This window comes from Paraburkholderia bryophila (assembly GCF_003269035.1).
GTDB lineage: Bacteria > Pseudomonadota > Gammaproteobacteria > Burkholderiales > Burkholderiaceae > Paraburkholderia > Paraburkholderia bryophila.
Genome location: NZ_QLTK01000004.1, coordinates 98,910 through 122,337, shown reverse-complemented (window position 1 = coordinate 122,337; position 23,428 = coordinate 98,910). Strand labels below are relative to the sequence as shown.

Here is a 23,428-nt window from a genome sequence, read left to right as displayed (position 1 = left end):
GCAGTTTTTGCCGGATAGTTATACACAGATTTGCGAACAGTTTCTGTTGATAACTTTCGCGCGTGCCGCTGCGGCCACGCGATATTATTTAACCAATATGGCGGGTGTATGCTTGGGCCTAGCTGGCCTCTTCGACAGCACCCGACCACGCCGAAACAGGCCGTGCCTCAATTCAAAATCAAACCGTGCCGGGCGCTTCGCGCTCACTGAGGCGGCGGCTTTCTCTGCAAGTGTGAACACAATGAAATTGCACGTCGGCTACGAGCTGGTTTATGAGTGCGTGCAACCGACACCGATGATGTTGATGTTGAACACGCACTTTTCGCACGTCAAGGAAGTACTGAGTCCCGACCTGCTGACGGTCGATCCACCCGTGCCGATCACCCAGTATCGCGACGGCTTCGGCAATCTGTGCAGCCGGCTGGTGGCGCCACAAGGCAAGGTATCGTTCTCGACGAGCGCGGTGCTGGAAGTGTCGTCGGAACCGGAGCGGCGGCCGCCGTTTGCCGACCAGCATCCGGTGGAAGCGTTGCCGAACGACTCGCTGGTGTTCCTGCTGGGCAGCCGCTACTGCGAAACGGATCTGCTGTCCGAATTCGCGTGGCAGACATTCGGCAAATTGCCGCTGGGGCGAGTGCGGGTGGAAGCAATCTGCGACTACGTGCACCAGCACATCGAGTTCGGCTACGACTTCGCGCGACCCACCAAGACCGCATGGCAGGCATGGCAGGAGCGCAAGGGCGTGTGCCGCGATTTCGCGCATCTGGCCGTCGCACTTTGCCGGGCGATGAACATTCCGGCGCGCTATTGCACCGGCTACATCAGCGACGTCGGCGTGCCGCCGCCGTATTCGGCGATGGATTTCGCCGCGTGGTTCGAGGCGTACGTCGGCGGCTGCTGGCAGACGTTCGATCCGCGCAACAACGTGCCGCGCATCGGCCGGGTGCTGATGGCGCGTGGGCGGGATGCCGCGGACGTCGCCATCAGCAATGCCTTCGGGCCGACGCAGTTGCTGAAGTTCGCGGTGGTGTGCGAGCCGGTTTAGCGTCGTTTGCCGCGGAACGTCTAAAGTTTTTGCACGGAATGCCGACATGCTGTGCATCGGCTTTTGACGTTCGCTTTAGAGCTGGTTTTCGAGCCGGCTTATGAACGCGCTATCGACCTAACCCCGCTCTTCGAGGCGACTCCGGAACAGCATGATTTCCCGTAATCTGGCCGCCGTTTTCGCGGCCGTCCTTCTTGCCTTACCCAGTGCGCCGGCTTCGCAGGCGGCGCCCGCTGAACTGGCCGCGATCGCCGTCAGCCTGACCGTGCAGGAAACCTGCCTCGTGCAATCCGCGGACGCGGCGATCAGCGTGGCGAACCAGCCGGTGGTGTCCTGTCTGCACGGCGCGCCGTTCGAGATCACGGAAGGCGGGATCGATCCGGCGGGATCGGCGAATGCAGCGCAAAGCACCGCTCAGAACACGGCGCAGAGCACGACCCTGAACGCGGCTCAGGACGCGGCCCAGAACGCGCCGCCGCCGGTGCAATACGTCGCCGCACGCGACGCCCGGCAAACCGTCTGGACCGTCAATTTCTAACCTGCGCCGCACCCGTGACCCTCAAAAACTGATCGTCGCGGTGATCGTGTCGCTGTAACTGCCGGGCATCGGCGTGCTCTGCGCCGGCACCAGACCGTAGACCGTTATCGAGACCGGATTGCCGGTGCCCGTGCCGGTCACCATCGTCGTACTGCCCGTGCCGTCGCCCCATGCGTGCGCGTGGCCTGCATCGGTATAAAGCTGGTAGTTCACCGCGCCGCCGCCGCCCGAGCGCTGCATCTGGCGCGCCGAGACATTGCCGCTCGAGCCGCCGTTCAGCGCGATCTGGTAGGCGTCGCCGTTGGTGCAGCGCGCCGTCACCGCGCCCGTCGCGCTCAACGCCGAACTCAATACCCCCGTCGCCGTGAACGCGAGGTTGGTCGCGCTGATCAGACAGTTGTTGATCACCGTGGCGCTCGCCGTGAACGCGAAGCTGCCGGCGCTCGTTGTCAGCGACGCGCAGGTCGGTGCGATCAGCAGATAGAAGCCATAGTTCAGCGAGGTCTGGCTCAGCAACTGCGAATACACCGTGCTGGCGTTGTTCACGGTCGGCACGGTCGGCTGGCTGCTGCTGACCTGTCCGTAGAAATTAACCGTTGCCGACGCGGTGACGTCCGTCAACGGTTTATTGAGGATCAGCGAGATCGGCGTCGTGCCGAGTGCCGACGACCCCCACGCGATCGAATAACCGCCGTCCTGATACAGGTTGTATTGCAACTGGTTGGCGCCGCTCGTCATATAGCGCGGGGTCGTGCCGCCCATGTTCAGGCAGACCTGCACGCTCGGCGTCAGCGTGACTGCGGGCCACGTGCATTGCACCGTGATGCTGCCGGTCGCGTTGACGACGCTCAGCGCGATCGGGCTGACGTTGCCGAAACTCAGCGCCGAGGGACTGGCGGTGCAGGTTTGCGCGCTCGCGGCGCGTGGCAGGAAACCGAGCAGGGCGCACAGCCCGAGCAGCAGGAAGAGCCGCTTCATCGCGCCGCCGTGGGGTTGGGCGTGCCATCTTCCGCCGCATTCGAGGTCGGCTTCCCGCACGTCAACGGTCCAATGGTCGGCAGCGCGCCATTGCCGGGCCGCTCATACGTGAACGCAACGCTGCAATGCACGTTCGTCCCTTCCACCTCCAGATGATTGTCGCGCTGCAGATGCTCGATAAACGTCAAGCCGTCATACCCGACGATCGTATCGCCCCCGCTTTCCACGTGATGCACGCGCGTGCCCGGTGCCAGGAATTTGCCGTCCGCGCCGCGCAGGATCACCGAAGCCGCGCTGTAACGCGACACCCGGAACGTCGCCAGCACGCCTGCGTGGGCCTGCGGCACCAGATCCATCGCGGTGGTCGCAATGCGCGCGTCGGCGGGCAGATTCATGCTGTCGATCGCGACCTGGTTGTGCTGGTACGCGTTCAGATCGGGAATCAGCAGATGTCCGCTGCGATCGGTCGTGCCGATCACGCGGTTTTCGTGCAGCACCGGCACGCCCGCGACGCCGTCGGTGGAGACCAGCGCGAAACCGTCGTCGATACGGCGTGCCGGCTGGATCGTATGGTCCATCAGCACGATCGCGCCGGTCATGTCGAGCGAGGCGCCGGCATGCCGGTCGATGTCCTGCGCCACCGCCGTCACCTCGCCGTATTTGCCGAGGTACTGCGCCTGCGCCTGACGATACGGCACCGCGCCGGTGCCGCCGGCCTGCACGCCCCAGCCCCAGCCGCCGGCGTAATCGGGCGGGCGCTGCGCGTTGAGGTTGTACGTCGACTGGCCGTTCTGGCGCCCCACGCTCGCGTTGATCGATGTGTTGTTGCCGAGACCGAAACTCGCGGTCAGGAACACGCCTTGTGCGTCGTGCTGCAGAAAATCCTTGTAGGTGCTGAACGTGAGCGAGGCCAGATTGCCGAAGCTCAGCGTGTACGACAGCGAACCGATCCGCGACGCCGACACGCCCGGGTAACGGTAGCCGATATAGCTGAGCGACAGCGTCTGCCGGCTGAACAGGGGGAGCGCGAGCGTCACGCGGTCGGTCGCGGTGGGCACCGGCGTGCCGTCGCGCGCGGCGAGGTCGCCGTAGTTACCGTAGGCGCGCAAGGTTTGCGCGTCGATCGAAAAGCGTGGCTCGATCAACTGATAGCCGAGACCGAGCTGCGTGCCGTTCAGCTTGCCGGCGCTGCCGGACACCGAACCGTTGATCACGCCCGCCATGCCCATGCGCAGCAGCGCGCCGGCGCCCGCGTTGACGAGGCCGCCGGTCGCTTCCGCGTGACCTTCGAGTGTCAGCGAATCGCTGATGCCGCGGCGCGCGGTGGCGCTGGCGGCCGGCCGCGGATCGTAGGAAAACGAATCGATGCCGTAGTTGCGCCGCAGAAAACCCGCTTCGAACGAATAGCTCGACAGACCCGCCGCCAGCATCCGCGTGTCCACATAGAGCGGCAACGAGGTGGCGATCGTGCGGCCGAGGGCGTCGTGCGTGATCACGGTTGCTTCGCCCGCGCCGGTAATGCCCGGCACGTTGTTGACGATGAACGGTCCGCTCGGCACGTTGCCGCTGTACTGGCGCACGTTGTTGATGTACAGGTCCACCGCCGACGGCACCACCGCCGTGCCCGATAGCGACTGCACCGGAAAGGTCACGAGATCGGGGCGCAGCGCGAAGTTGCTGCGCCACTGGAAGCCGCCGATACGGATCGAGCGGCTCCAGTCGAGCGATGAGGAAATCGTGTCGCCGATTTGCGTGGTGGTGAGTTGGGCGGGGTCCGACTTGCTCCACGACGTGTCGTAGCGCACGTAGCGATGCAGATCGCGATACAGATACGCAATGCCGGTGTTGCTCACCACGCCGTTCGGATCAAAGTAGCGTTCCTCGCTCCAGAGCGCGAGTTGCGCGTTGGTGTCGGTTTGCGCGAACGCGTCGTAATTGATCAGGAAGCCGCGCGACGATGCCGCGTCCGGCGTTTTCGTGAGCTCGCGGGTGTCGAACGTGTAGGGCTTGCGGATCGCGTCGGGTACCTGCAGGTCGATGCTCTGGCTGGCGGCGTCGTACTGGTATCGCAGGCCGGGAATGCGGTCGAGTTCGAGCGACGCGCTGTCGGCGGCGCCGAGTTTGTCGGTGGCGACGCCGATGTCGCTCAGGTCTTTCGCGCTGGCGCTGAGGTGGCCGTCCACCTCACGAAAATGCGCGATCAACGAAGTGCGTTGGCCGTTGAGCATGACTTCCAGATACAGATCACGCGCCTGCGCGGCGGCCGCGCCAGGCGCGGCGGCCTGTGCGGCGGCGCCGGGCGTGGCCGGCTGCGGCGGCTGTGCTTGCGGTTGCTGGGGCGGCTGCGGTTGCCGGAATGCAGGCGGCGTCGGCGGCGTCTGCGCGTCGGCCCGGCTGGCGCCGAGCAGATCCAGCGTGACCGCGAGCGCGACGGCATGCGGCTTCCATCCATGACGTATTCGCCGTCGTGTCATTCTCATCGGTTGCGTGGCGGTCCATCGTGTCGGTTCCCTTCGGCCGGCGCGCGCTCATGGCCGGACTCGTGTGCTTTGGGCCGCGCCGTGGCCGCCTGCCGCAGCTTGCAGCCGGTGGCCTAGTCGAGCTTCACGGCGGCTTCGGCGGGCAGCGAGTTGACCGAGGCGCGTACCTTTAGCGGGCCGTTCTGCGCGACGTTGTCAGGCAGCGCGACCGGCCAGTGCCGTTCGCGTCCGGCCAGCGCGTAGCCGAGCAGTCCTTTGTTGATCGGGTAGGCGTTGCCGGCGTTGTCGATCAGTTGCACGGCGGCGATCTGCGCGCGTTTGCGGCCGGTATTGTCGACCCGCAGCATCCAGCTTTGCGTGCCGCGCGACAGATGCCACGACAGCTTCGGCTGCCCCATGTCGACGGCCGGTTCGACGAACACCGGCACCGAATAACGCAGGCGGATCGTGACGCCGCTGGTGGGCGCGGTGTCGGGTTCGGGCAACTCGTCGATCAGCACGCGATAGCCTTGCTCGGCCGCCGACGGCGCCTGATTCGTGCGCACCAGCCGCACCAGTTGATCGGCATGGCCGGCAATCTGGATCAGCGGTGGGCTGGCGACGAGATCCTGCGTGGGCGTCAAGGTGTCTTCGCCGTCGGCCTGATCCCAGCGGAATACCCGCACCTGGCCGAACAGCGGCTTCTCGCCCGGGTTCTTCAGCGTGATGCCGGTTGCGTTGGCGTCCGCCGTCATATCCACCATGACCGGCGAAATCTGCAGCGTCGCGGCCTGGGCGAACGGCGCGACGGCCGTGCTCAGCCACCAGGCGAACGCGCTTGCTGCGAGGGGCCGGCGAAGCGCGCCCAGGCGCCAGGCGCCGCGCGTCAAAAGTAGACCGTGGCGGTAATGGTGGTCTGATACGTGTCAGGTTTCGGAGTGGTCTGCGCCGGCACCTGGCCGTAGACGGTGATGGATTGCGACGAGCCGGAGCCGGTGCCGCTGACCGTGTTGGTGCCTTGCGTGTTGCCCCACAGCGTGGTGTGGCCGGCGTCCTGATACAGCTGGAAGCCGACCGTGGTGCCGGTGTTGCCGGTGGCGGTGCCAGCCATCAGGCGGCTCGTCACGGTCGAACCGGTGACCGTGCCGCCGTCGAGCCCGACGTTGTAGGGCGTGGTGTTGGTGCAGGTGACCGCGACGGTGGTCTGCTGGTTGATCGCGGTGGCGAGCACGCCATTGCTGCCGAAGTTCAGCGGGGTCGCGCTGATCGAGCAATTGGCGGCGAGCGTGAGCGTGACGGTGAAGGTACTGGTCGCGGTGCCGTTCGAATAGACGGCGGCGCGCGCAAGCTGAAGAGGCAAGCCGAACATCATTACGACGATCAGACTGGATGACAGCAGTTTTCGTTTCATCATGAAACCTCTCAGGCCGACAGGACACCGGTTTTATCGCGCGGTCAATTTCAATTTACACCGCCGGATAGACGGCGAGTGGTTGAAATTTCCGCGCTGAGTGTTTGCTTTATGAAAAACGTCATTCCAATTGTTGAAAATGAGTCTACACCAGACTTTCTTTGCCATACAAATGCTTAGGTGAGAATTTTCGGTTCAGGCAATGGGTCAAGGGTGCGTCAACGGCAAGGGTAGGCTGGGCGGGCATGTTGCCGGAAATTGTTTCTATGTGGCAACGCTGGGGAAAATACCTAAGCGTGGTATTTTTTCCTAATTTCAATTGCACCTGGCAATCCGACGCTGTGAGCGACGATTTGAAATTATGCGAATCGGGTAATTGAATAATGCGGGTTGGCTCAAATCACATTCGTCTAAAGCGCGCATTCAATTCCTCGTCATGCGCGATTAGCGGTCGCGAAAATCATGATCATGGAGAGCGCCGCGATCGACCGGTCGATGCGCATGCTTGCGGAAAAGAAAAGGCCGCCCCGAGGGTCGGCCTGGGTTGGCCTGATTCCGCTACCTGTCGTACGGCGTCGTACTCGCGCGTTACTGTTCTTTCATGCAATCGCCCATGTTCTGCTGGATCTGTTCCGGGCTCAGATCCTGGATGTGGGTGGCGAGCGACCAGCCGTGCCCGAACGGGTCCTTCAACTGGCCGTAACGGTCGCCCCAGAACATGTCGGTGACGGGCATGATCACGGTCGCGCCGGCCTCGACCGCCTGGTTGAAACTGGCGTCGACGTCCTGCACGTAGTGATGAATCATGACCGGCGTGCCCTTCAGCGCGAGCGGGCCGAGCGTGTTGTGCTCGGGCCATTCGTCGGTGAGCATCAGCATGGAGTCGCCGATCTTCAGGCAGGCGTGCATCACTTTGCCGCCGGGGCCGGGCAGACGGAACTGTTCGACGGCGTTGAAGGCTTTCACGTAGAACGCGATGGCGTCCGCCGCGTTGGCGCAGATCAGATATGGTGTAAGCGCGTGCATCCCTTCCGGGATCGGTTTGACAGCGGTGCTGGACATGACGGCGACTCCTTGGTTGAACGGATTCGTGAGTGGAAGACCAACTCGCTGGGCGAGGCCTTCGACAGTACGACGAGTGCGCCACCGCCGAATCGACACCCCGGGAAAAATATTTTCAGCACGGGCGTGCAGCGAGTCGGCGCATTGGCCGGCACAACGGCCGGCCACGTCAGCCGGCCGGGTTGTCTTCGTCCGGCGGCGTGGCGGGCGTGCCGGACGCGCCAGGTGTCGATGCGGCGCCGTCCGGTGCGCCGAGAATGCTCACCTGGAAGATCGGCGTCGCTGCCAGCGACTGCAGCGTCGGGTCCTCCGGAATGTGTTCGAGCAGCGGCAGGATCACCGAGCCGCCGATCACCGCGCGCCGGCTGTCGTCGGCGGGGCGCAAGCCCCACACGTCCTGGTAGACCACCGGCACCGCTACGCCGTTGCGGGTCGTGTTGCCGATGTACAGCATCACATGCCCGCCGATGTAGATCAGCGTGCGCAACGGCACGCCATGCTGCGCGAGGTAGTCGAGCCGTTGCGCGGGCGTGGACGCCGACAGATCGACCATGCGCCCGGCGTTCATCTGCGTCGACGAATGGCGTGGCAGCCACACGCCGAAGGTCGCGAAGATACTCTGCAGTTCCGACGAACAATCGTTGTACAGCCCGCTATTGCCCCAGCCGTACGGCCGCCCGATCAGCGTCTTCATCAGCATGGCCAGATGACGGGGCGTGGCGGCGAGCGGCGTTGCCGCGATCTGGGTGTCGTTCAGCGTGGCGCTGCGGATCAGCGCCTGACCGTCGGCATCGCGGGCGGGTACGAGGAGTGGTTGGGACGCCGCCGACGCCGCCGTCCGAGCCACCAGCGGCAGCAGCGTGCCCGCGGGCGCATCGAAGCGGAACACGCCGCGGTTGTCGCGCACCGGCGCCGACGCGACGATCACCGCGCCCAGCGATTTCGCGGTGGCGGCGCGCCACGTGTCGACAAAGCGGTCGTCGGTCATGCCGACCCCGTCGCTGCGCACCCAGCCCTGCACCTCGGGCGTCTGCACGTAGCGCCACGCGCCGTCCAACGTGCTGCCCAGCACATAAAGCGGTGTGCCCGGCCGCACCGCCGAGATCTGCAGGTTGTCGAACGGATAGCCCTCGCCAGCCAGACGATGGTCGTAGAACGACGGGTCGATGGTCGGCAACTCGCGCACCATCAGATTGGTCGTGGCGATCGCGCGGCGTTCGGGGCGATACGCGGCGTCCTGGGTGAACTGTGCGACGTTTTCGTTTTGCGCGATCGCGTCGATCCACGCCTTGTCGTGCGGCCGGAAATTCTCGCCGTAGCCCAACGCCGCACCGCTCTTGCCGGTGTTGTCGAACTTGTCGAGCCTGCGCTGTTGCAACGCGGCAATGTCCGCGCCTTGCTGGCGATAAACCCGCATCGCCACGAACGCCGAATTCCACGGCGACGGCGCGTTGCTGCCGGTGCCGAAGTAGCGCGCGTAGAGTGCCTTGACTTGCGCCTGCTGGTCCGCGGGACTCAGGAACGGTGTGTCGTAGCTGGCGCTGTCCGGTTCGAGCCAGTGGTCGACGTTCTGATCGTAGTGGGCGATCGGGAACAGCGTGACGGTGTCGAGCGGCACATGGGCGTCGCGGGACGGCGACGGATTGCTGCAGGCGCCGAGCGCAAGGAGCGCGGTCAGCGCGGCGCAGTTCGCGGCGGCGCGGCAGGGGTTCGACCAGTTGTTCGGCCACACGAGGGCAAGGCGGGACAGGACGGCGACAGGCATGGGCTTCGACGATGAAAAAGGGCCAAGGGCACGATGATACGGTGTCGGCCCATCACGCGACGCAAACCATGTGCGGTATCCCTGCCGCGTTGTGAAAAACCATACACAACGCTTTCGTGTTCTCATGGCGGCTCTGGCCGTGCAATACGGCTGCGCCACTTTCAGATCGGGCACCGACACCTACGTACGCGGCCCCACCACCAGGAGAACGACATGCTCACCAGCGCCCGCAATCAATTCACCGGCGACGTCACCGAAGTCAAGCACGGCGCCGTCAACGACGAAGTCACGCTGCGCACCCAGGACGGTCTCGAGATCGTCGCGATCATCACGCACGGCAGCGCGACCAGACTCGGTCTGGCCACCGGCAAAAAAGCGTTTGCGCTGGTCAAGGCGTCGTCGGTGATCGTGATGGTCGACGTCGCGAAGAACCAGGTGTCGGCGCGTAATTGCATCGCCGGGACGGTGTCGGCGGTGACGAAGGGCGCGGTGAATTCGGAAGTGACGATCAGCGCCGGCGGCGCGCAGATCGCCGCGATCATCACCAACGACAGCGTCGATCGTCTGGCGCTCGCGAACGGCAAGGCGGCCACGGCGATCTTCAAGGCGTCGAGCGTGATTGTCGGCGTCGATCAGTAAGCGCGGCGTGTCGGCCGGTCTCGCGACTGGCCGATCGTGATTGGGGCGTTCGGCAACCGGCGCCTCGCGCGGCGCAAAACGCAGCCATGGCGCGCGCAGCACACAGCACCGGACGCCGCAGCACCCCAGTACCGCAGCACCGCACTACCGCACCCAAGCCCCACCGCGCCACGTCCCGTGAACGAAACAGCCGCTTGCAGTAAACTGCACAGCCTTGCCGTTCCTTTTTCCGCTTTCATCACGGACACCGTCATGTTCGAAGTTTCCTCCGCCTCCCATCTGCCCAAAGCCGCGCACTACGAAGAACTCGTCGCGCAGGCGCGTTCGCTGCTCGCCGGCGAAACCGACTGGATCGCCAACGCCGCGAATTTTTCCGCCTTCGTGTTTCATTCGCTGAGCGATCTGAACTGGGCCGGGTTCTACTTCCACGACGGCCAGGAACTCGTGGTCGGTCCGTTCCAGGGCAAGCCCGCGTGCGTGCGCATTCCGCTCGGCAAGGGCGTGTGCGGCACGGCCGCCCAAACCCGTCAGACGCAAGTCGTGCGCGACGTGCACGAATTCCCAGGCCACATTGCCTGCGACTCCGCCTCGAATTCGGAAGTCGTGGTGCCGCTGATCGCGCCCGACGGCACGCTGATTGGCGTGTGGGACGTGGACAGCCCGCTGGTCGCGCGCTTCGACGATGAAGACGCGAAGGGTATGGAAGCGCTCTGCGCGGTGTTTATCGAAGCGGCGATGCCGCGCGCCGCATAACGTTTTTCACCTGGCGCGCGGGGACACCCTATGCGCTTTCGTACATAGACTAGATGCCCTTCAGGGGATGGGTCGGCGGACCTCATCCCGCTATCGTTCTCTCCACGCGCTCAGGACTTCACATGGGCGCGACGAACCCCCACCAGGTTTTGGAGACACGCATGAGTTCCGCCATCGCTACCCCTAGCGCTTCCTCTACGGCTGCTGCTACGACCACCCAGCCGCTGACGTTTCAGCGCTCCCCCGCGCTTCCGCGCAATTGCACGTTCGAGGCCCACGACTGGGAGATTCTCAGCCGCTACTGGCATCCGGTCGCGTTCGCCGCGGACGTCGCCGACCAACCCGTCAGCGTGACGCTGCTCGACGAGCCGCTGGTCGTGTTCCGCTCGAACGGTCAACTGGCGAGCGCGCGCGACATCTGTCCGCATCGCGGCGCGCCGCTGAGCCAGGGCTGGGTCGATAACGGCAACATCGTGTGCCCGTATCACGGCCTGGCGTATGGCAGCGACGGCAAGTGCAAACACATTCCGTCGCAAACGGACGGCCCGATTCCCGAGCGCCTGAAACTCGTCACGTACGCGACGCAGGAAGCTTATGGTCTCGTGTGGGTGTCGCTCGGCGGCGGCACGGAAGCGTTGCCTTCGTTTCCGTACTGGAACGACCCGGACTTCCAGCAGATCCTGCCGCCTTCGATCGATATCAACGCGTCGGCGGGACGCCAGACCGAAGGCTTTATCGACGTCGCGCATTTCGCGTGGATTCACCACGACAGTTTCGCCGACCGGCACAACCCGGTGGTGCCGCAGTACTCCGTCGAACGACGCGAACGCGGCATGAAGGCCGAGTACGTGAGCAACGTCAGCAACTTCCCGAAGTCGATGCAGCATCGCGCGCCCGACGATTATCCGTGGCACCGCATTTTCGAAGTAGACGTGCCGTTTTTCGCGCGCCTGACCGTGCATTTTCCGGAGAACGGCCGCCTGTCGATCCTGAACGCCGCGAGCCCGGTGTCGGCGCGCAAGACGCGTCTGTTCGTGCCGATCGTGCGCAACTTCGACAAGGACCTGCCGCTCGAGGACGTCTACGCGTTCAACCGTCAGGTGTTCGAGGAAGACCGCGCGATCGTCGAGCAACAGCGTCCGGAAGACTTGCCGATCGACCGCGCGGCAGAGGCGCCGATTCTGGCGGACCGCTCGTCGGGCGCTTACCGGCGCGCGCTGGCCGAGATCGGTCTCGGCCAGGCTTATGTGCGCTAAGGCGCGCGTCGATTCGGGAGAGAAGTCATGAAAGTATGGGAATGCGTGATCTGCGGATTTCGCTATGACGAAGCGCTCGGCTTGCCCGAAGCGGGCATCGCGGCGGGCACGCGCTGGGAAGACGTGCCGGACGACTGGTTGTGTCCGGACTGCGCGACCGGCAAACACGATTTCGACATGCAGGTGGTCGCATGACGGCCGCGCGGCAGGAGGATGGCGCGGCGCCGGTGGTGATCGTCGGCACCGGCATGGCGGGTTACACGGTAGCGCGCGAACTGCGCAAGCTCGACAGCAGCGTGCCGATCGTGATGATCAGCCGAGACGACGGCAGCTTCTATTCGAAGCCGATGTTGTCGAACGCGCTGGCGATGAAGAAAGAGCCGCAGGCGCTGGCGAGTTTCGACGCGCTGGCGATGGCTTCGCAACTGGGCGCGTGGATTCGCGTGCATCAGAACGTCGAGCGCATCATGCCGGACGAGCACACGCTGCTGGTGGATAACGCACGGGTCGGCTATCGCCAGCTCGTGCTGGCCACGGGTGCCGATCCGCGCCGATTGCTGGTGGGCGGCGACGGCGCCGACGCGGTGTTGTCGATCAACGATCTCGACGATTACGCGCGGTTCAGGCTGGCGCTTACGCGTTGCCGCTCGGTGGCGATTCTGGGCGCGGGGTTGATCGGCTGCGAGTTCGCTAACGACCTGGCCGCCGCCGGTTACGCGGTCGATCTGATCGATCCGGCGACCACGCCGTTGGCGCGTCTGTTGCCGCGGCAGGTGGGCGAGATTTTCGCGCGGGCACTTGAAGGAGGCGGCATCCGCTTTCATCCGGGGCGTAGCGTGAGCCGTATCGATCGTCTGTCGGACGGTTATCGCCTCAGTTTCGCCGACGGCGGACGGATCGACGCCGACCTCGTGGTCTCGGCGATCGGCCTCGCGCCACGCACGGTGTTGGCCGCGGCGGCCGGACTCGAGATCGAGCAAGGTATTCGCACCGACCCGTGGTGCCGCACGAGCGCGCCGGATATCTACGCCCTCGGCGATTGCGCGGCGATCGACGGCAAGGTGCAGCCGTATGTGCTGCCGATCATGCATGCGGCGCGGGCGCTTGCGCGCACGCTGGCCGGCGAGCCGACGCGCGTGGCGTTCCCGGTCATGCCGATCACGGTGAAGACGCCCGCGAGTCCCGCCGTGGTCGTCACGCCCGAAGGCGAGGGCGCATGGTCGATCGAAACCGGCGACGACACAGCGGTGCATGCGGCGCGTGCGGTGTGCACGCAGGCGGATAGCGAACGGACCTTGGGCTTCGCGTTGCTCGGCAAGTCCGTCGAGGGCAAAGCGGCCTTGATCAAAGCGATGACGCCGCCGCCGAACCCCTGACGCCTAACCTTTAACTCATCGATTAACACGTAGCACGTAGCACGCGATAACAATCTTCCTTCTGACCGACCTTACTTCGTGATCGCCTGGTGTTCTACAGGGCCTGTCACCTGAAAAGCATCCGTTGATCCCGTTCGCGCCGCAAGCTCTGCTTGCGGCGTTTTTTTTGTCTTGCGCTTGCGTACGGAGTCGGCGAGAAGCCGCTGGGAAGTTTAATCAGGAAGCCAGATCTTTCGCGACGTTGGCAATCAACCTGCGCAACCAGATCGCGGCCACACTGCGATGCGTGCGGTCGTGCCACAGTTGATAGTAGGTCAGCGCGCGTAATTCCCCGGGCACCGGTTCGATACGCAGCGGCAGCAGCTTCGTGTAGTGCGTGGCCAGCGCGCGCGTGGTGGTAAACAACAGATTGGAACGCGCGAGCACGTAAGGCGCCATGCCGAAGTACGGCAGCGTCGTCGTGACCGTGCGCGACAAACCGTTGCGCGCGAGTTCGATATCCACCGTGCCCCACGCGGTCGTGTTGTAGGTCGTCACCGCCAGATGCTCGGCTTCCTCGTAGACCGCTTTGTCGAGCCGTCCCGGCTTGATCGGATGGCCATTGCGCAGCAGGCATACCAGTTCGTCCTTGCACAGCGGCTGCAAATGCAGATGCTCGGGCGGCGTGCGCCAGTTGCCGATCACCAGATCGAGAAAACCGCTTTCCAGACCGTGTTCGTAACCGCCGTCCACCATCATCAGATGGCGGAATTCGAGCTTGGCGTGCGGCGCCTCGCGATGGAACGCGTCGACCACGGCGGGCACGAAGAACGCGTCGAGATAATCGGGCGAGCCGATTCGAAAGGTCTGGCTGGTGTTGGCCGGATTGAACGACGTGGTGGGGTGCAGGATCGCCGCGATATGGCTCAACGCCTGCGCGGCGGGTTCGATCAGGGTCAGTGCGTGCGGGGTCGGCACCATCCGGCTACCGCTGCGTACCAGCAGCGGATCGCCCGTCATGTCGCGCAGTTTGCGCAGCGCCACGCTGACCGTGGGCTGCGATTGCCCCAGCAAGGTCGCGGTGCGCGACACGCTCGACTCGGTCAGTAGCGTGTGCAGCACCTTGAGCAGGTGCGAGTCGATGACTTCCTTGGACATGAAATGCGGGACTCGGTGACGTGCGGATCCGTGCGGATCGATGCGGCGCAACGGCGCTTTGTATCGGGGAATAGGCGAGCAAAATATATCCACGGATATAACGGTCGTCAATCCGGCGGCACCCTGTGCAACGGGGTGAAACGCCGATGCGCATTGACTTATGACGCACGGAATATCCTGGCCATAGCCGCTGCGGTATGCGCTGCGCGATGCACGAATAAAAGCCAACCGAGCGACAGGCGAATGACAGGCGAACGACAGCCGGCGCGGCGCACGCATCGGGGATTACACGGAGGGAAACGATTGGCGTGAGCAATCCGCGTCCGGCGCGCGGGGAGTGCCGTGGGAAAGCCGTTATGATACGCACGGTTGGCCGGCGTACATGAGTGCGGGCAGGCAGCAATCCGGGCTAATCCGGGCGCTCCTCCGGCAGCGGCTTCTGCGAAAATTCGTACGTGAATGCCACGGCGATTTCGCGAGGCTGAACCGGCTGCGCGCCACACTTGAAGAACACGCTTGTTCGCTTTTATCACCTGGGAAAATCAAAGGCCGGCGCGATGCAACATCTCCTCCATGCCGATGCGCACACGCGCGACGCCGCGCTCGCGTCGGCGCCCTACGGCATGTTCATCTGCACCGCGGACGGCACCTTCGAATCCGTCAACGCCGCTTTCGAAAAGCTGACCGGTTTCGCCGCCGCCCACCTGCTCGGCACGCGCTCGTTCGAATCGTTGTTCGATCCGGCCGAACTCGCGAAGCGCCGCGCCGAATTGCCGCCGCTGGCGGCGATCGGCGCACGCTACGAAGGCGAGTGGACCTGCGTGCGGCGCAATGGTACGACGATACGCGTGGTGCTCGCGCTGGCGCCGCTGGTCGCGGAATCGGTGCAAGCCGGCATGGCACTCGCCGGCGAGCCGCCGCGCTATGTCGGCATCGCGATCGACATGACCCGCTACGCGCTCTCCGAAGCGCGGCTCTGGTACGTCGCGCATCACGACGGCGTGACCCGCCTGCCGAATCAGACGCTCTTCACCGAACGCCTCGAAATGATGATCGAGCGCTGTGCGCGCAACGGCAACGGTTTCAGCGTCGTGATTGCCGAACTCGATCATTTGCGCAAATTGCGGGACGCGCTCGGCCTGCACGCGGCCGAACTCGTATTGCAGATTGTCGGCGAGCGATTGCGCGGACTCTTCCCCAACGACGGCACGATCGCGTCGATCGGCGGCACGCAGTTCGCGTTGCTGATCAACGAAAGCGGCGCGGCAGCCGAAACCTTCGCCACCGAAGCGCTTGGCCGCATCGCCGAATCGATCGATTGCGGCGGCACCACGCTGAACATTACCGCGAGCATCGGCATCGTCGCGTATCCGGCCGACGGCGCCGACGCGCCCACGCTGATGCGTCGCGCGGGGGTGGCATTGTCGGCGGCGTCGGCGGTGCACGGCAATGCGGTGCGGCGCTTTTCCACGGCGCTCGAAGGGCAGGCCGCACGCCGTTTCGAACTGGAGCGGATGCTGCGCGAAGCGCTCGAACGGCAGCAACTGCATCTGGTGTATCAGCCGCAGGTCACGCTGTCGAACGGCCGCATCGCCCAGGTCGAGACACTGCTGCGATGGAATCATCCGCAGCGTGGGCTGATCAGCCCGGTCGAATTCGTGCCGGTCGCGGAAGAAGCCGGATTGATCGAGCCGATCGGCGAGTGGGTGATCCGCACGGCGTGCCGCGACGCCGGCAAACTGCTGCGCCTGACCGGCCATCTGCCGCGCGTCGCCGTCAACGTCTCGCCGCAGCAGTTCCAGCGGCAGAATCTGTTCGACACGATCCGCAGCGCGCTCGAAGACGCCGCGCTCGATCCGTCCTACCTCGAAATCGAGATCACCGAAGGCGTACTGCTGGGCGACACCGAACAGGCCCTGCAGACGCTGTATGCCTTGCGTGAACTGGGCGTGGAAGTGGCGCTCGACGACTTCGGCACCGGCTATTCGAGTCTCGCGTATCTGACGCGTTTTCCGCTGAATCGCCTGAAGATCGATCGCTCGTTCGTGATGCGCATGAATACCGATCCGCATTGCGAGGCGCTGGTCGGCGCGATCATCGCGATGGCGCACGCGCTCAAATTGCGCGTGACCGCCGAAGGCGTCGAGACCGCCGAGCAGGCCGCCCAACTGGAGGCGCTGGGTTGCGACGAGGCGCAAGGATTCTGGTTCTCCCGGCCGATCACGGTCGCCGCGTTGTGCAATCTGCTGAAGCCGTTGGGCGCGGTTTGACGCGTCGGCGAGACGGCGCGGCGCACGCCGTCATTCCTGTTGTTCCTATCACTCCTTAAACCGCTGCAACGCCTCCCCGCGGTGCACGGCATGCTTGCCGCTCTTATCGCTCTCCACTTCGTAATGCGGGTCGGACGGCGACGCGTCGACGGTGCGACCGTCCACGGCCGTATGGGTAGAAATGACACGCACGATTTTGCCGTGCGTGAGCCCTTGCGGCGTGTTCCAACTGACGCGGTCATGTAATTTCAGCGGTTGGGTCATGCGTGCGCTCCGGGCTGGGGACGGCCAGCAGTCGAGCAAGCCGCGTGCCGCTTCGGCCGTTTTGCAAAGGGCGGGAACGCATCCTGCTTCGCCGCATGGGGTGAACCTATTGCAACGGAACGACGACCCATGAACGATCTTCTCGCCCGTCTATTGCATTTCCAACCCTCGCTGCTCGTCACGATGACGCACGACGCCCTCCATATCGTCCTCGCCGTGCTGATCCTGCTGGTCGGCTGGTGGCTGTCCAATCGCGCCGGCAACCTGTTCGCCCGCGCACTCGCGCGCACCCATGCGGACCCGACGCTCGCGCCGATGCTGGCCGCCATGAGCACGTGGGCCGTACGCGTGCTCGTGTTCATCGCGGCGCTCGGCGAGGTCGGCATCGCAACGGCTAGCGTGCTGGCGGTACTGGGTGCCGCCGGCCTCGCGATCGGCCTCGCGTTGCAAGGCACGCTGCAGAACATCGCGGCCGGCATGATGCTGCTGATGCTACGGCCGTTTCGTGTCGGCGACGTGATCGAGGGCAGCGGCGCCGCTGCCGGCATCGTGCGCGAAGTGGGGCTGTTCACCACCCGCATCGAACGCGGCGACGGCAATGCGGTGTTCGTGCCGAACAGTCAGATCTGGAGCAATCCGGTGATCAACTACAGCAGCGGCGGCACGCAGCGTATCGAGGTCGAAGTGGGGCTGGCCGAGCGCAAGGACGTCGACGCGGCGATCGGCGAATTGAAGAAACTGGTCGCCGACGAACCACGCGTGCTGAGCGGTTCGACGCTCGCGCCGGTCATTACCGTGGCCGACTATCCCGACAGCGGTGGCGCGACGCTGCGCATTGCCGCGTGGGTACGCTCGCCGGATGCCTCGCTGACCAGCGACGATCTGCACGATCACGCGCAAAACGCACTTGAACAGGCGGGTTGCCCGGTCGCCGCCTGAGGTTGGGTGTGGCTTGCCTGCGCGTGACCTGCCTGTCATTTCAAGTGCAACGTGCAGGCTCTCCACCCGCCAACCGGCCCGCGATTTCGCGCTGCCTTTCGCGTTGCCGCATGCGACGCACCCCGTGCAAATCGCCTGTCGCGCGTGCGTGCGCGTACCCCTATAATCAGCCGCTACTCAATCCATGTTGAACCGGACTCGTTTGATCGACACACCAGAATCCGTCAACCGCGTGTCGCCAGGTAAAGGCGACGCGGAGGGCGCGCTCGGCGCGTTGCGTGCCGCCACCGCCGCGCGTCACGAACTGCTGCATCTGATCATGCCGCTGTCGGTCGAGAGCGTGGCGCTGCGCGATTATCTTGCGCATCTGGCGCTGCTGCGCGACTGGCTCGAACCGCTCGAAGCCTGGCTGAGAAATTTCAACGACGGGCCGCAAGCGCCCACGTTGCCCGCGCGTATCGACCGGCTCGCCTTGATCGACGCGGATCTCGCGCACGCAGCCGCGCGCCGGCAAGACGATCCTGCCCATGTGGCGGCGCCGGCTCGCATGCAGACCTGGCGCGGCGCGCAAAGCGCCGCTTACCGCTGGGGCGTGTGCTACGTGATCGAAGGATCGCAACTCGGCGGCGCGGTGCTGTATGCGCGCCTGAAAGACCGCCTCGCGCCTCATCCGCTCGGTTATCTCGCCGCCGGCCGCGAGACGCTCGGCGCAGGGTGGCAGGCCTTTGTCCGCGCGTTGTCCGCGGACCTCCATACGCCAGCCACGATCGACGAAGCGTGCCGCGGCGCGGCCGATGCATTCGACCGATTGATCGAACTCGCACAATGCCCCGCGTCGGCGGCGTGCGTGAACGTCGCCTGAAGCGCGCCGGGAAAATGCTCATGGATAGCCGTCACCAGAATCCCGCCAGGCCATCGCATCCGTTCGACGCGGCGACTGCTTTCGAGTCGTTGCCGGATGCGTATCTGATCCTCAATCATCGCTACGAAATCGTGCTGGCCAACGCGCGTTATCTCGAGCTGACGGGACAGTCGTTGAGCAATTTGCTGGGTAAATCGATTCTCGACGTCAACCAGTTCGGTCCGACCGAGCAGCGCGAAGCGCGCCGTGCCTGGCTAGGCGGCGTGCTGCACGAATTGTCGGCGGGCGAAGCAAAATGGTCGCCGCTGTTTCGCTACGAGATGCCCGAGTCGCGTCGTGGCGATAACGGCAGCGATAACAACGGCGGCAGCGACGCGCCGCAAGGCGTGCCGCGCTACTGGAAAATCAAGGCGAGCCGGTTGGGCGCCCATCACGGGCAGGGCGGCCAGATCGCGCTGCGGGTCAGCGAAGTCACGCAGGGCCTGTCCGACTACGAGCGCGACCAGCGTGAACGCGCGAAGCTGCGCTCGCAGGCGCAATTGCGTCTTCTGCTCGCCGACGAGGCGAAGGCCCAGTTGCGCGAACATCAGGAGCGCTTTCATCTGGCGCTCGCGTTTTCGCAACTCGGCGCATGGGAACTCGACCCCGCGACCGGCGTGATCGAATGCACCGATCAGTGCAAAAGCAACTTCGGCTTAGTGGCCAGTTCGGCGCTCACCGAACAGCGCCTGCTCGAGGAAGTCGTGCACCCGGACGACCGCGAGCGCGTGCGCGAGGCGATGCATCAGGGCCTCGCGAGCCATGAGCATTTCGATGTCGACTACCGGGTCGGTTGGGCGAGCGGCGCGATCCGCTGGATTCTCGTGCGCGGCGTCGGCCGGTTTACGCCCGACGGCACGCTGAGTTCGGTGATCGGTTTCACGCTCGACATCACCGCGCGCAAGGAAGTGGAACTGGAGCAGCGGGAAATCGCCGCGTCGGAGAAGCGCGCGCGCGAACACAGCGAACGTCTGGCGATGGCCATGGACCATTTCGTCACCACCGTGAGCCATGAATTGCGCTCGCCGCTGTCCGCGATCCTCTCGTGGGCCGATCTGTTGCAGCGCGCGGCGGATCCGTCGCATGTCACGCGCGCCACCGACGTGATCCGACGCAATGCGCGCCAACTCTCGCACATGGTCGACGATCTGCTCGACAGCGGCGCGATCGTAACCGGCAAACTGTCGGTCAATCTGCAGCCGGTCGATCTCGGCGCGCTGGCCGGTATCGTCGCCGAAGACATGCGCATGCATGCCGAAGCCAAGGGCCTGCAACTGATCGCAGACGACCTCACGTCCGCCATGGTGCTCGCCGACGAAAGCCGCATGAAGCAGGTGGTCTGGAATCTCGTGTCGAACGCGGTGAAGTTCTGCCCGCAAGGGCGCGTGACGCTGTCGGTGCGAGCCGAAGGCGAGCGTGTCGAACTCGCGGTTCACGACACGGGTTTAGGTCTGGACGGGGAATCGCTGGAGCGGATTTTCGAGCGTTTCCAGCAGTTCAGTCCGGAAGGCTCCGGACGCGTGGCGGGTTTGGGACTGGGCTTGTGGCTCGTGAAGAATCTGGTGGATCTGCACGGCGGCACGATTGTGGCTGAAAGCCCCGGTTTGGGGCAGGGCGCGACCTTCCGGGTCAGATTGCCGGTGTATCGCTGAGCGGCGCGCGCAACGTGCGGCGCCCGGCGGCTCGGCGGCTCAACCGCCCAGCGGCTCAACGACCGTAAGGTGGCGGCTCGTTCAGCACCGCCCAGAACATGCCGAGGTCGTTGATCGCGGCCATGAAGTCGTCGAACGCGACCGGTTTCACCACGTAGGCATTGACGCCGAGATCGTAGCTGCGCAGCAGATCGCTTTCCTCGCGCGACGAGGTCAGCATCACCACAGGAATGCGCTTGAGATTGTCGTCGCCGCGCACGGCCTTCAGTACTTCGTGACCATCGATTTTCGGCAGTTTCTTGTCGAGCAGAATCACCGCCGGATTTTCTTCCGCCCGATCCGCCCATTGCCCTTCGCGCCGCAAATATTGCAGTGCCTCTTCGCCATCGCGCAACGACACGACAGGATTCGCGAGGCGCGTTTTCTCCAGCGCGATCAGTGTCAGTTCAACGTCGTTCGGATTGTCTTCTACTAGCAGGATGGGTCGTAGCACGTTGTTTCCTTCATTTCGGTTCATCTTTCGATTCCTTCGGCACCGGGCGAAAGCGCTTGCCCGGCGACAACGCGGTCAGCCGCGCCACCGCGGCCGCCGCGGATTCCTCGCCCTGGCTGGCGTCGGCAATGAACACCTGCGGCAGCGAGAAATACACCGCCGCGCCCCGGCCGATTTCGCCGACGGCCCACGTTTTTCCGCCATGCCGTTCGACGATGCGTTTGACCCCAGCAAGCCCAATGCCCGTTCCGGGAAATTCTTCGACGCGATGCAGCCGTTGAAATACGCCGAAGAGTTTGTCGACGTAGCGCATATCGAAGCCGACACCGTTGTCCTTGACGAAGAAAACGTCTTGACCGGCGAGTTCCGCTTCGCCCGCATGGCGGCCGATTTCGATCACGGCATGCTCGCGGGTAGAGGTGAATTTTATCGCGTTCTCGATCAGGTTACGGAGCACCACGTGCAGTAAAACCGCGTCGGCGGTGACGTGGCCGAGTTGGCCGACATGCCAGACGATCTCGCGCGGCGCGGCGTCTTTCGCTTCGTCGGCGATCAGCGCGTTGACCATCGACGTTACCTCGACCGACTGCGCACGCAGCGCCGCGCGGCCCATCTGCGAGAAGGCGAGCAGATCGTCGACCAGCTTGCCGCCGAAGCGCGCCGACGACGTGATCCGCTCGACGAAATGCCGGCCGCGTTCGGACAGGCGCTCGCTCTCCATGTCGCGCAGCAGATCGGCGAAGCCGACGATATGCCTTAGCGGCGCGCGCAGGTCGTGCGACACCGTGTACGAAAAACCTTCGAGTTCCTTGTTGGCGCGCCCGAGTTCGAGCGCCAGTTGCGCGAGTTCCTCCGCGCGGCGCAGCACGATGCCGAGCAGCGCGGTGCGGAATTCGAGCGCGATTTCGAGTTCGGCGGGACGCCACGGGTGCGAATGGTCGCGCACCGTGTCGGTCCAGACGTCGAAGCTCTTGCGCGGCGACAGCGAATCGGCGAGGCCGGCCAGTTTCGCGCGCGGGTCGCCGGCCCATTGGATCGTCTGCACGACTTCCTTGCGAAACCACAGCACGTAGTTGCGAAACAGCTTCGAGATCGATACGGCGAGCAGGCCGGCGTAGTCCGGATGCGCCAGCAGAACCGGGCAGACGGTGGCGAGCGAGTCGGTGGCGAAGGTGTCGTCGACCTGGGTGTCGAGCCATTCGACGAGGCTGCCCACGGCCGCTTCGGGCGGCGTGGCGCCGACCAGCAGAATGCGCCCGTCGAAGACGATCGCCGCGCCGTCCGACGCGGTCAGCCCGAGCAGATCCTTGGGCGCGTTGACGAGCGCGTCGGCGAAGCTATCCGTGTTGGCCATCGCGGCGAGCGAGCGCGCGAGCGTGCGGCGCAACGCGAGGCGGTATTCGGCTTCGGCGTGGGTTTCTTTGGCTTCGATTTGCAGCGACAGCACCTGCGCGACGTGCTCGCACGCGCTGCGCACTTCGAACGGCGGCACCCGCGCGCTGTCATGGTGGCAGGAGATCAGCCCCCACAGTTTGCCGCGCACCACGATCGACATCGACATCGACGACAGCGTGCCCATGTTTTTCATGTACTGCACGTGGACCGGCGAGACGCTGCGCAGCGACGCGTAGGTGAGGTCGGTGGGCCGACCCGTCGACGGATGCAGCGGCGGCACGAGCGGCGCGGGCTGATAGTCGGCGTCGGCGATCAGACGGATGCGGTTACGCACATAAAGCGCGCGCGCTTGCGCGGGAATGTCGGAGCCTGGGAAGCGCTGGCCGAGATAGGAGGCGTAGCCCGCTTCGAGATGTTCGGCGATCACGTGTCCGCTGCCGGCTTCGTCGAAGTTGTAGACCATCGTGCGGCCGAAGCCGGTGATGCGCTGCACTTCGTCGGCGGCCAGTTGCGCGAGCCCGTCGACGCTGTCCACTTCCTGCAGACGGTTGATGAACGTACGCACCAGCGGGTACATCGACGAGAACACGTCGAGCGTGCCGCGCGCCGGTTCCAGTTCGACGATCGCGATGTCCTGATGACGATGCACGATCACCGCGAACGGCATGTCTTGCGTCCCGGCTTCGTGCGCAGGCTGCGTGCCGGCGCGGCGCGCGCGTGGGTCGCTCATGGAGCCGAGATACAGCGGGATGCCGTCTTCCTGATGCGTGTCTAACGCCTCGACGATGCGCGCGGCCCACGCGTCGCCGACGAGTTGCGCGGCCGGTTCGCCCAACGCGCGCTCGGGCGGCATGCCGGTGATCGCGGCGATGTTCGCGCTGACCTGCAGCACCGTGCCGTCGGCGGCGAGGCTGAACAGAAAGCCGTGCGGCTGGATGCCGCCGGGAATGTGGATGGGTTCTCTTGCGCAGTTGTCTTCAAGGCCCGAAGACACGGAAGATGTGAGGTCTGCCATGCGTGCTCCACGAACGGTATAGGGCATTTTCGCATAGCGGGCGTGGGGGCGCGTTGGGGCCGGACGTAGTGGTTGTCGTC

21 protein-coding genes are annotated in these 23,428 nt (G+C 64.8%); 11 read left to right on the top strand and 10 right to left on the bottom strand.

Annotated elements, in window-relative coordinates; all coding sequences use genetic code 11:
- Nucleotides 1–241 precede the first annotated feature (241 nt).
- Nucleotides 242–1,045 (top strand): transglutaminase-like domain-containing protein, encoded by an 804-nt coding sequence (locus tag BX591_RS09275; RefSeq protein WP_111930496.1) that lies wholly within the window; start codon nucleotides 242–244, stop codon nucleotides 1,043–1,045.
- A 151-nt stretch (nucleotides 1,046–1,196) separates the two neighbouring features.
- Nucleotides 1,197–1,583, top strand: coding sequence for a hypothetical protein (locus BX591_RS09270; protein ID WP_111930494.1), 387 nt, complete (start codon nucleotides 1,197–1,199; stop codon nucleotides 1,581–1,583).
- A gap of 21 nt (nucleotides 1,584–1,604) precedes the next feature.
- Here BX591_RS09270 and BX591_RS09265 read toward each other — a convergent pair whose 3' ends face one another.
- The 6 genes from BX591_RS09265 to BX591_RS09240 all read right to left on the bottom strand — a co-directional run bounded on the left by BX591_RS09265 (nucleotide 1,605) and on the right by BX591_RS09240 (nucleotide 9,258).
- Nucleotides 1,605–2,561: a Csu type fimbrial protein gene (locus tag BX591_RS09265; RefSeq protein WP_111930492.1), complete on the bottom strand. Its 957-nt coding sequence runs from the start codon at nucleotides 2,559–2,561 to the stop codon at nucleotides 1,605–1,607.
- Entirely contained in the window at nucleotides 2,558–5,035 is a 2,478-nt protein-coding gene (locus BX591_RS09260) for a fimbria/pilus outer membrane usher protein (RefSeq protein WP_244146928.1), read from the bottom strand. Before BX591_RS09260 ends, BX591_RS09265 begins: the two co-directional genes overlap by 4 nt.
- 119 nt (nucleotides 5,036–5,154) lie before the next feature.
- Nucleotides 5,155–5,889, bottom strand: a complete 735-nt coding sequence (locus BX591_RS09255) for a fimbrial biogenesis chaperone (protein ID WP_111930899.1) — start codon at nucleotides 5,887–5,889, stop codon at nucleotides 5,155–5,157.
- A gap of 17 nt (nucleotides 5,890–5,906) precedes the next feature.
- Nucleotides 5,907–6,392 (bottom strand): Csu type fimbrial protein, encoded by a 486-nt coding sequence (locus BX591_RS09250; RefSeq protein WP_244146936.1) that lies wholly within the window; start codon nucleotides 6,390–6,392, stop codon nucleotides 5,907–5,909.
- Between the two features lie 627 nt (nucleotides 6,393–7,019).
- Nucleotides 7,020–7,493, bottom strand: a complete 474-nt coding sequence (locus BX591_RS09245) for a VOC family protein (protein ID WP_111930490.1) — start codon at nucleotides 7,491–7,493, stop codon at nucleotides 7,020–7,022.
- 169 nt (nucleotides 7,494–7,662) lie between these two features.
- A complete protein-coding gene (locus BX591_RS09240) occupies nucleotides 7,663–9,258 on the bottom strand; it encodes an SH3 domain-containing C40 family peptidase (RefSeq protein ID WP_111930488.1) in 1,596 nt (531 codons plus the stop codon).
- 213 nt (nucleotides 9,259–9,471) lie between these two features.
- Here BX591_RS09240 and BX591_RS09235 point away from each other — a divergent pair, with 213 nt between their 5' ends.
- The 5 genes from BX591_RS09235 to BX591_RS09215 all read left to right on the top strand — a co-directional run bounded on the left by BX591_RS09235 (nucleotide 9,472) and on the right by BX591_RS09215 (nucleotide 13,282).
- On the top strand, nucleotides 9,472–9,897 hold the full coding sequence (locus BX591_RS09235; RefSeq protein WP_111930486.1) for a TOBE domain-containing protein: 426 nt from the start codon (nucleotides 9,472–9,474) through the stop codon (nucleotides 9,895–9,897).
- A 252-nt stretch (nucleotides 9,898–10,149) separates the two neighbouring features.
- Nucleotides 10,150–10,650, top strand: a complete 501-nt coding sequence (locus BX591_RS09230) for a GAF domain-containing protein (protein WP_111930484.1) — start codon at nucleotides 10,150–10,152, stop codon at nucleotides 10,648–10,650.
- Nucleotides 10,651–10,811: 161 nt separating this feature from the next.
- Nucleotides 10,812–11,906 (top strand): aromatic ring-hydroxylating oxygenase subunit alpha, encoded by a 1,095-nt coding sequence (locus BX591_RS09225; protein WP_111930482.1) that lies wholly within the window; start codon nucleotides 10,812–10,814, stop codon nucleotides 11,904–11,906.
- Between the two features lie 27 nt (nucleotides 11,907–11,933).
- Nucleotides 11,934–12,101, top strand: coding sequence for a rubredoxin (locus BX591_RS09220; protein ID WP_111930480.1), 168 nt, complete (start codon nucleotides 11,934–11,936; stop codon nucleotides 12,099–12,101).
- Nucleotides 12,098–13,282, top strand: coding sequence for an NAD(P)/FAD-dependent oxidoreductase (locus BX591_RS09215; protein ID WP_111930478.1), 1,185 nt, complete (start codon nucleotides 12,098–12,100; stop codon nucleotides 13,280–13,282). The genes BX591_RS09220 and BX591_RS09215 overlap by 4 nt, the downstream gene beginning before the upstream one ends.
- Before the next feature lie 216 nt (nucleotides 13,283–13,498).
- Here the strand turns inward: BX591_RS09215 and BX591_RS09210 are convergent, their stop codons facing one another.
- On the bottom strand, nucleotides 13,499–14,419 hold the full coding sequence (locus BX591_RS09210) for a LysR family transcriptional regulator (protein WP_111930476.1): 921 nt from the start codon (nucleotides 14,417–14,419) through the stop codon (nucleotides 13,499–13,501).
- Nucleotides 14,420–14,976: 557 nt separating this feature from the next.
- Here BX591_RS09210 and BX591_RS09205 point away from each other — a divergent pair.
- Nucleotides 14,977–16,689, top strand: coding sequence for a putative bifunctional diguanylate cyclase/phosphodiesterase (locus BX591_RS09205; RefSeq protein WP_111930474.1), 1,713 nt, complete (start codon nucleotides 14,977–14,979; stop codon nucleotides 16,687–16,689).
- A 48-nt stretch (nucleotides 16,690–16,737) separates the two neighbouring features.
- Here BX591_RS09205 and BX591_RS09200 read toward each other — a convergent pair whose 3' ends face one another.
- Complete coding sequence (locus BX591_RS09200) at nucleotides 16,738–16,953, bottom strand: hypervirulence associated TUDOR domain-containing protein (protein ID WP_111930472.1); 216 nt, start codon at nucleotides 16,951–16,953, stop codon at nucleotides 16,738–16,740.
- Nucleotides 16,954–17,082: 129 nt separating this feature from the next.
- Here BX591_RS09200 and BX591_RS09195 point away from each other — a divergent pair, with 129 nt between their 5' ends.
- From BX591_RS09195 to BX591_RS09185, 3 genes are all read left to right on the top strand, one after another.
- On the top strand, nucleotides 17,083–17,892 hold the full coding sequence (locus BX591_RS09195; RefSeq protein ID WP_111930470.1) for a mechanosensitive ion channel family protein: 810 nt from the start codon (nucleotides 17,083–17,085) through the stop codon (nucleotides 17,890–17,892).
- Between the two features lie 202 nt (nucleotides 17,893–18,094).
- Entirely contained in the window at nucleotides 18,095–18,754 is a 660-nt protein-coding gene (locus tag BX591_RS09190) for a biliverdin-producing heme oxygenase (RefSeq protein ID WP_338068885.1), read from the top strand.
- 20 nt (nucleotides 18,755–18,774) lie between these two features.
- Entirely contained in the window at nucleotides 18,775–20,445 is a 1,671-nt protein-coding gene (locus BX591_RS09185; protein WP_111930895.1) for a sensor histidine kinase, read from the top strand.
- A gap of 55 nt (nucleotides 20,446–20,500) precedes the next feature.
- Here BX591_RS09185 and BX591_RS09180 read toward each other — a convergent pair whose 3' ends face one another.
- Both BX591_RS09180 and BX591_RS09175 read right to left on the bottom strand, forming a co-directional pair.
- A complete protein-coding gene (locus BX591_RS09180) occupies nucleotides 20,501–20,938 on the bottom strand; it encodes a response regulator (protein ID WP_111930893.1) in 438 nt (145 codons plus the stop codon).
- Nucleotides 20,939–20,948: 10 nt separating this feature from the next.
- Nucleotides 20,949–23,348 (bottom strand): ATP-binding protein, encoded by a 2,400-nt coding sequence (locus BX591_RS09175; protein WP_111930463.1) that lies wholly within the window; start codon nucleotides 23,346–23,348, stop codon nucleotides 20,949–20,951.
- Nucleotides 23,349–23,428: the final 80 nt, after the last annotated feature.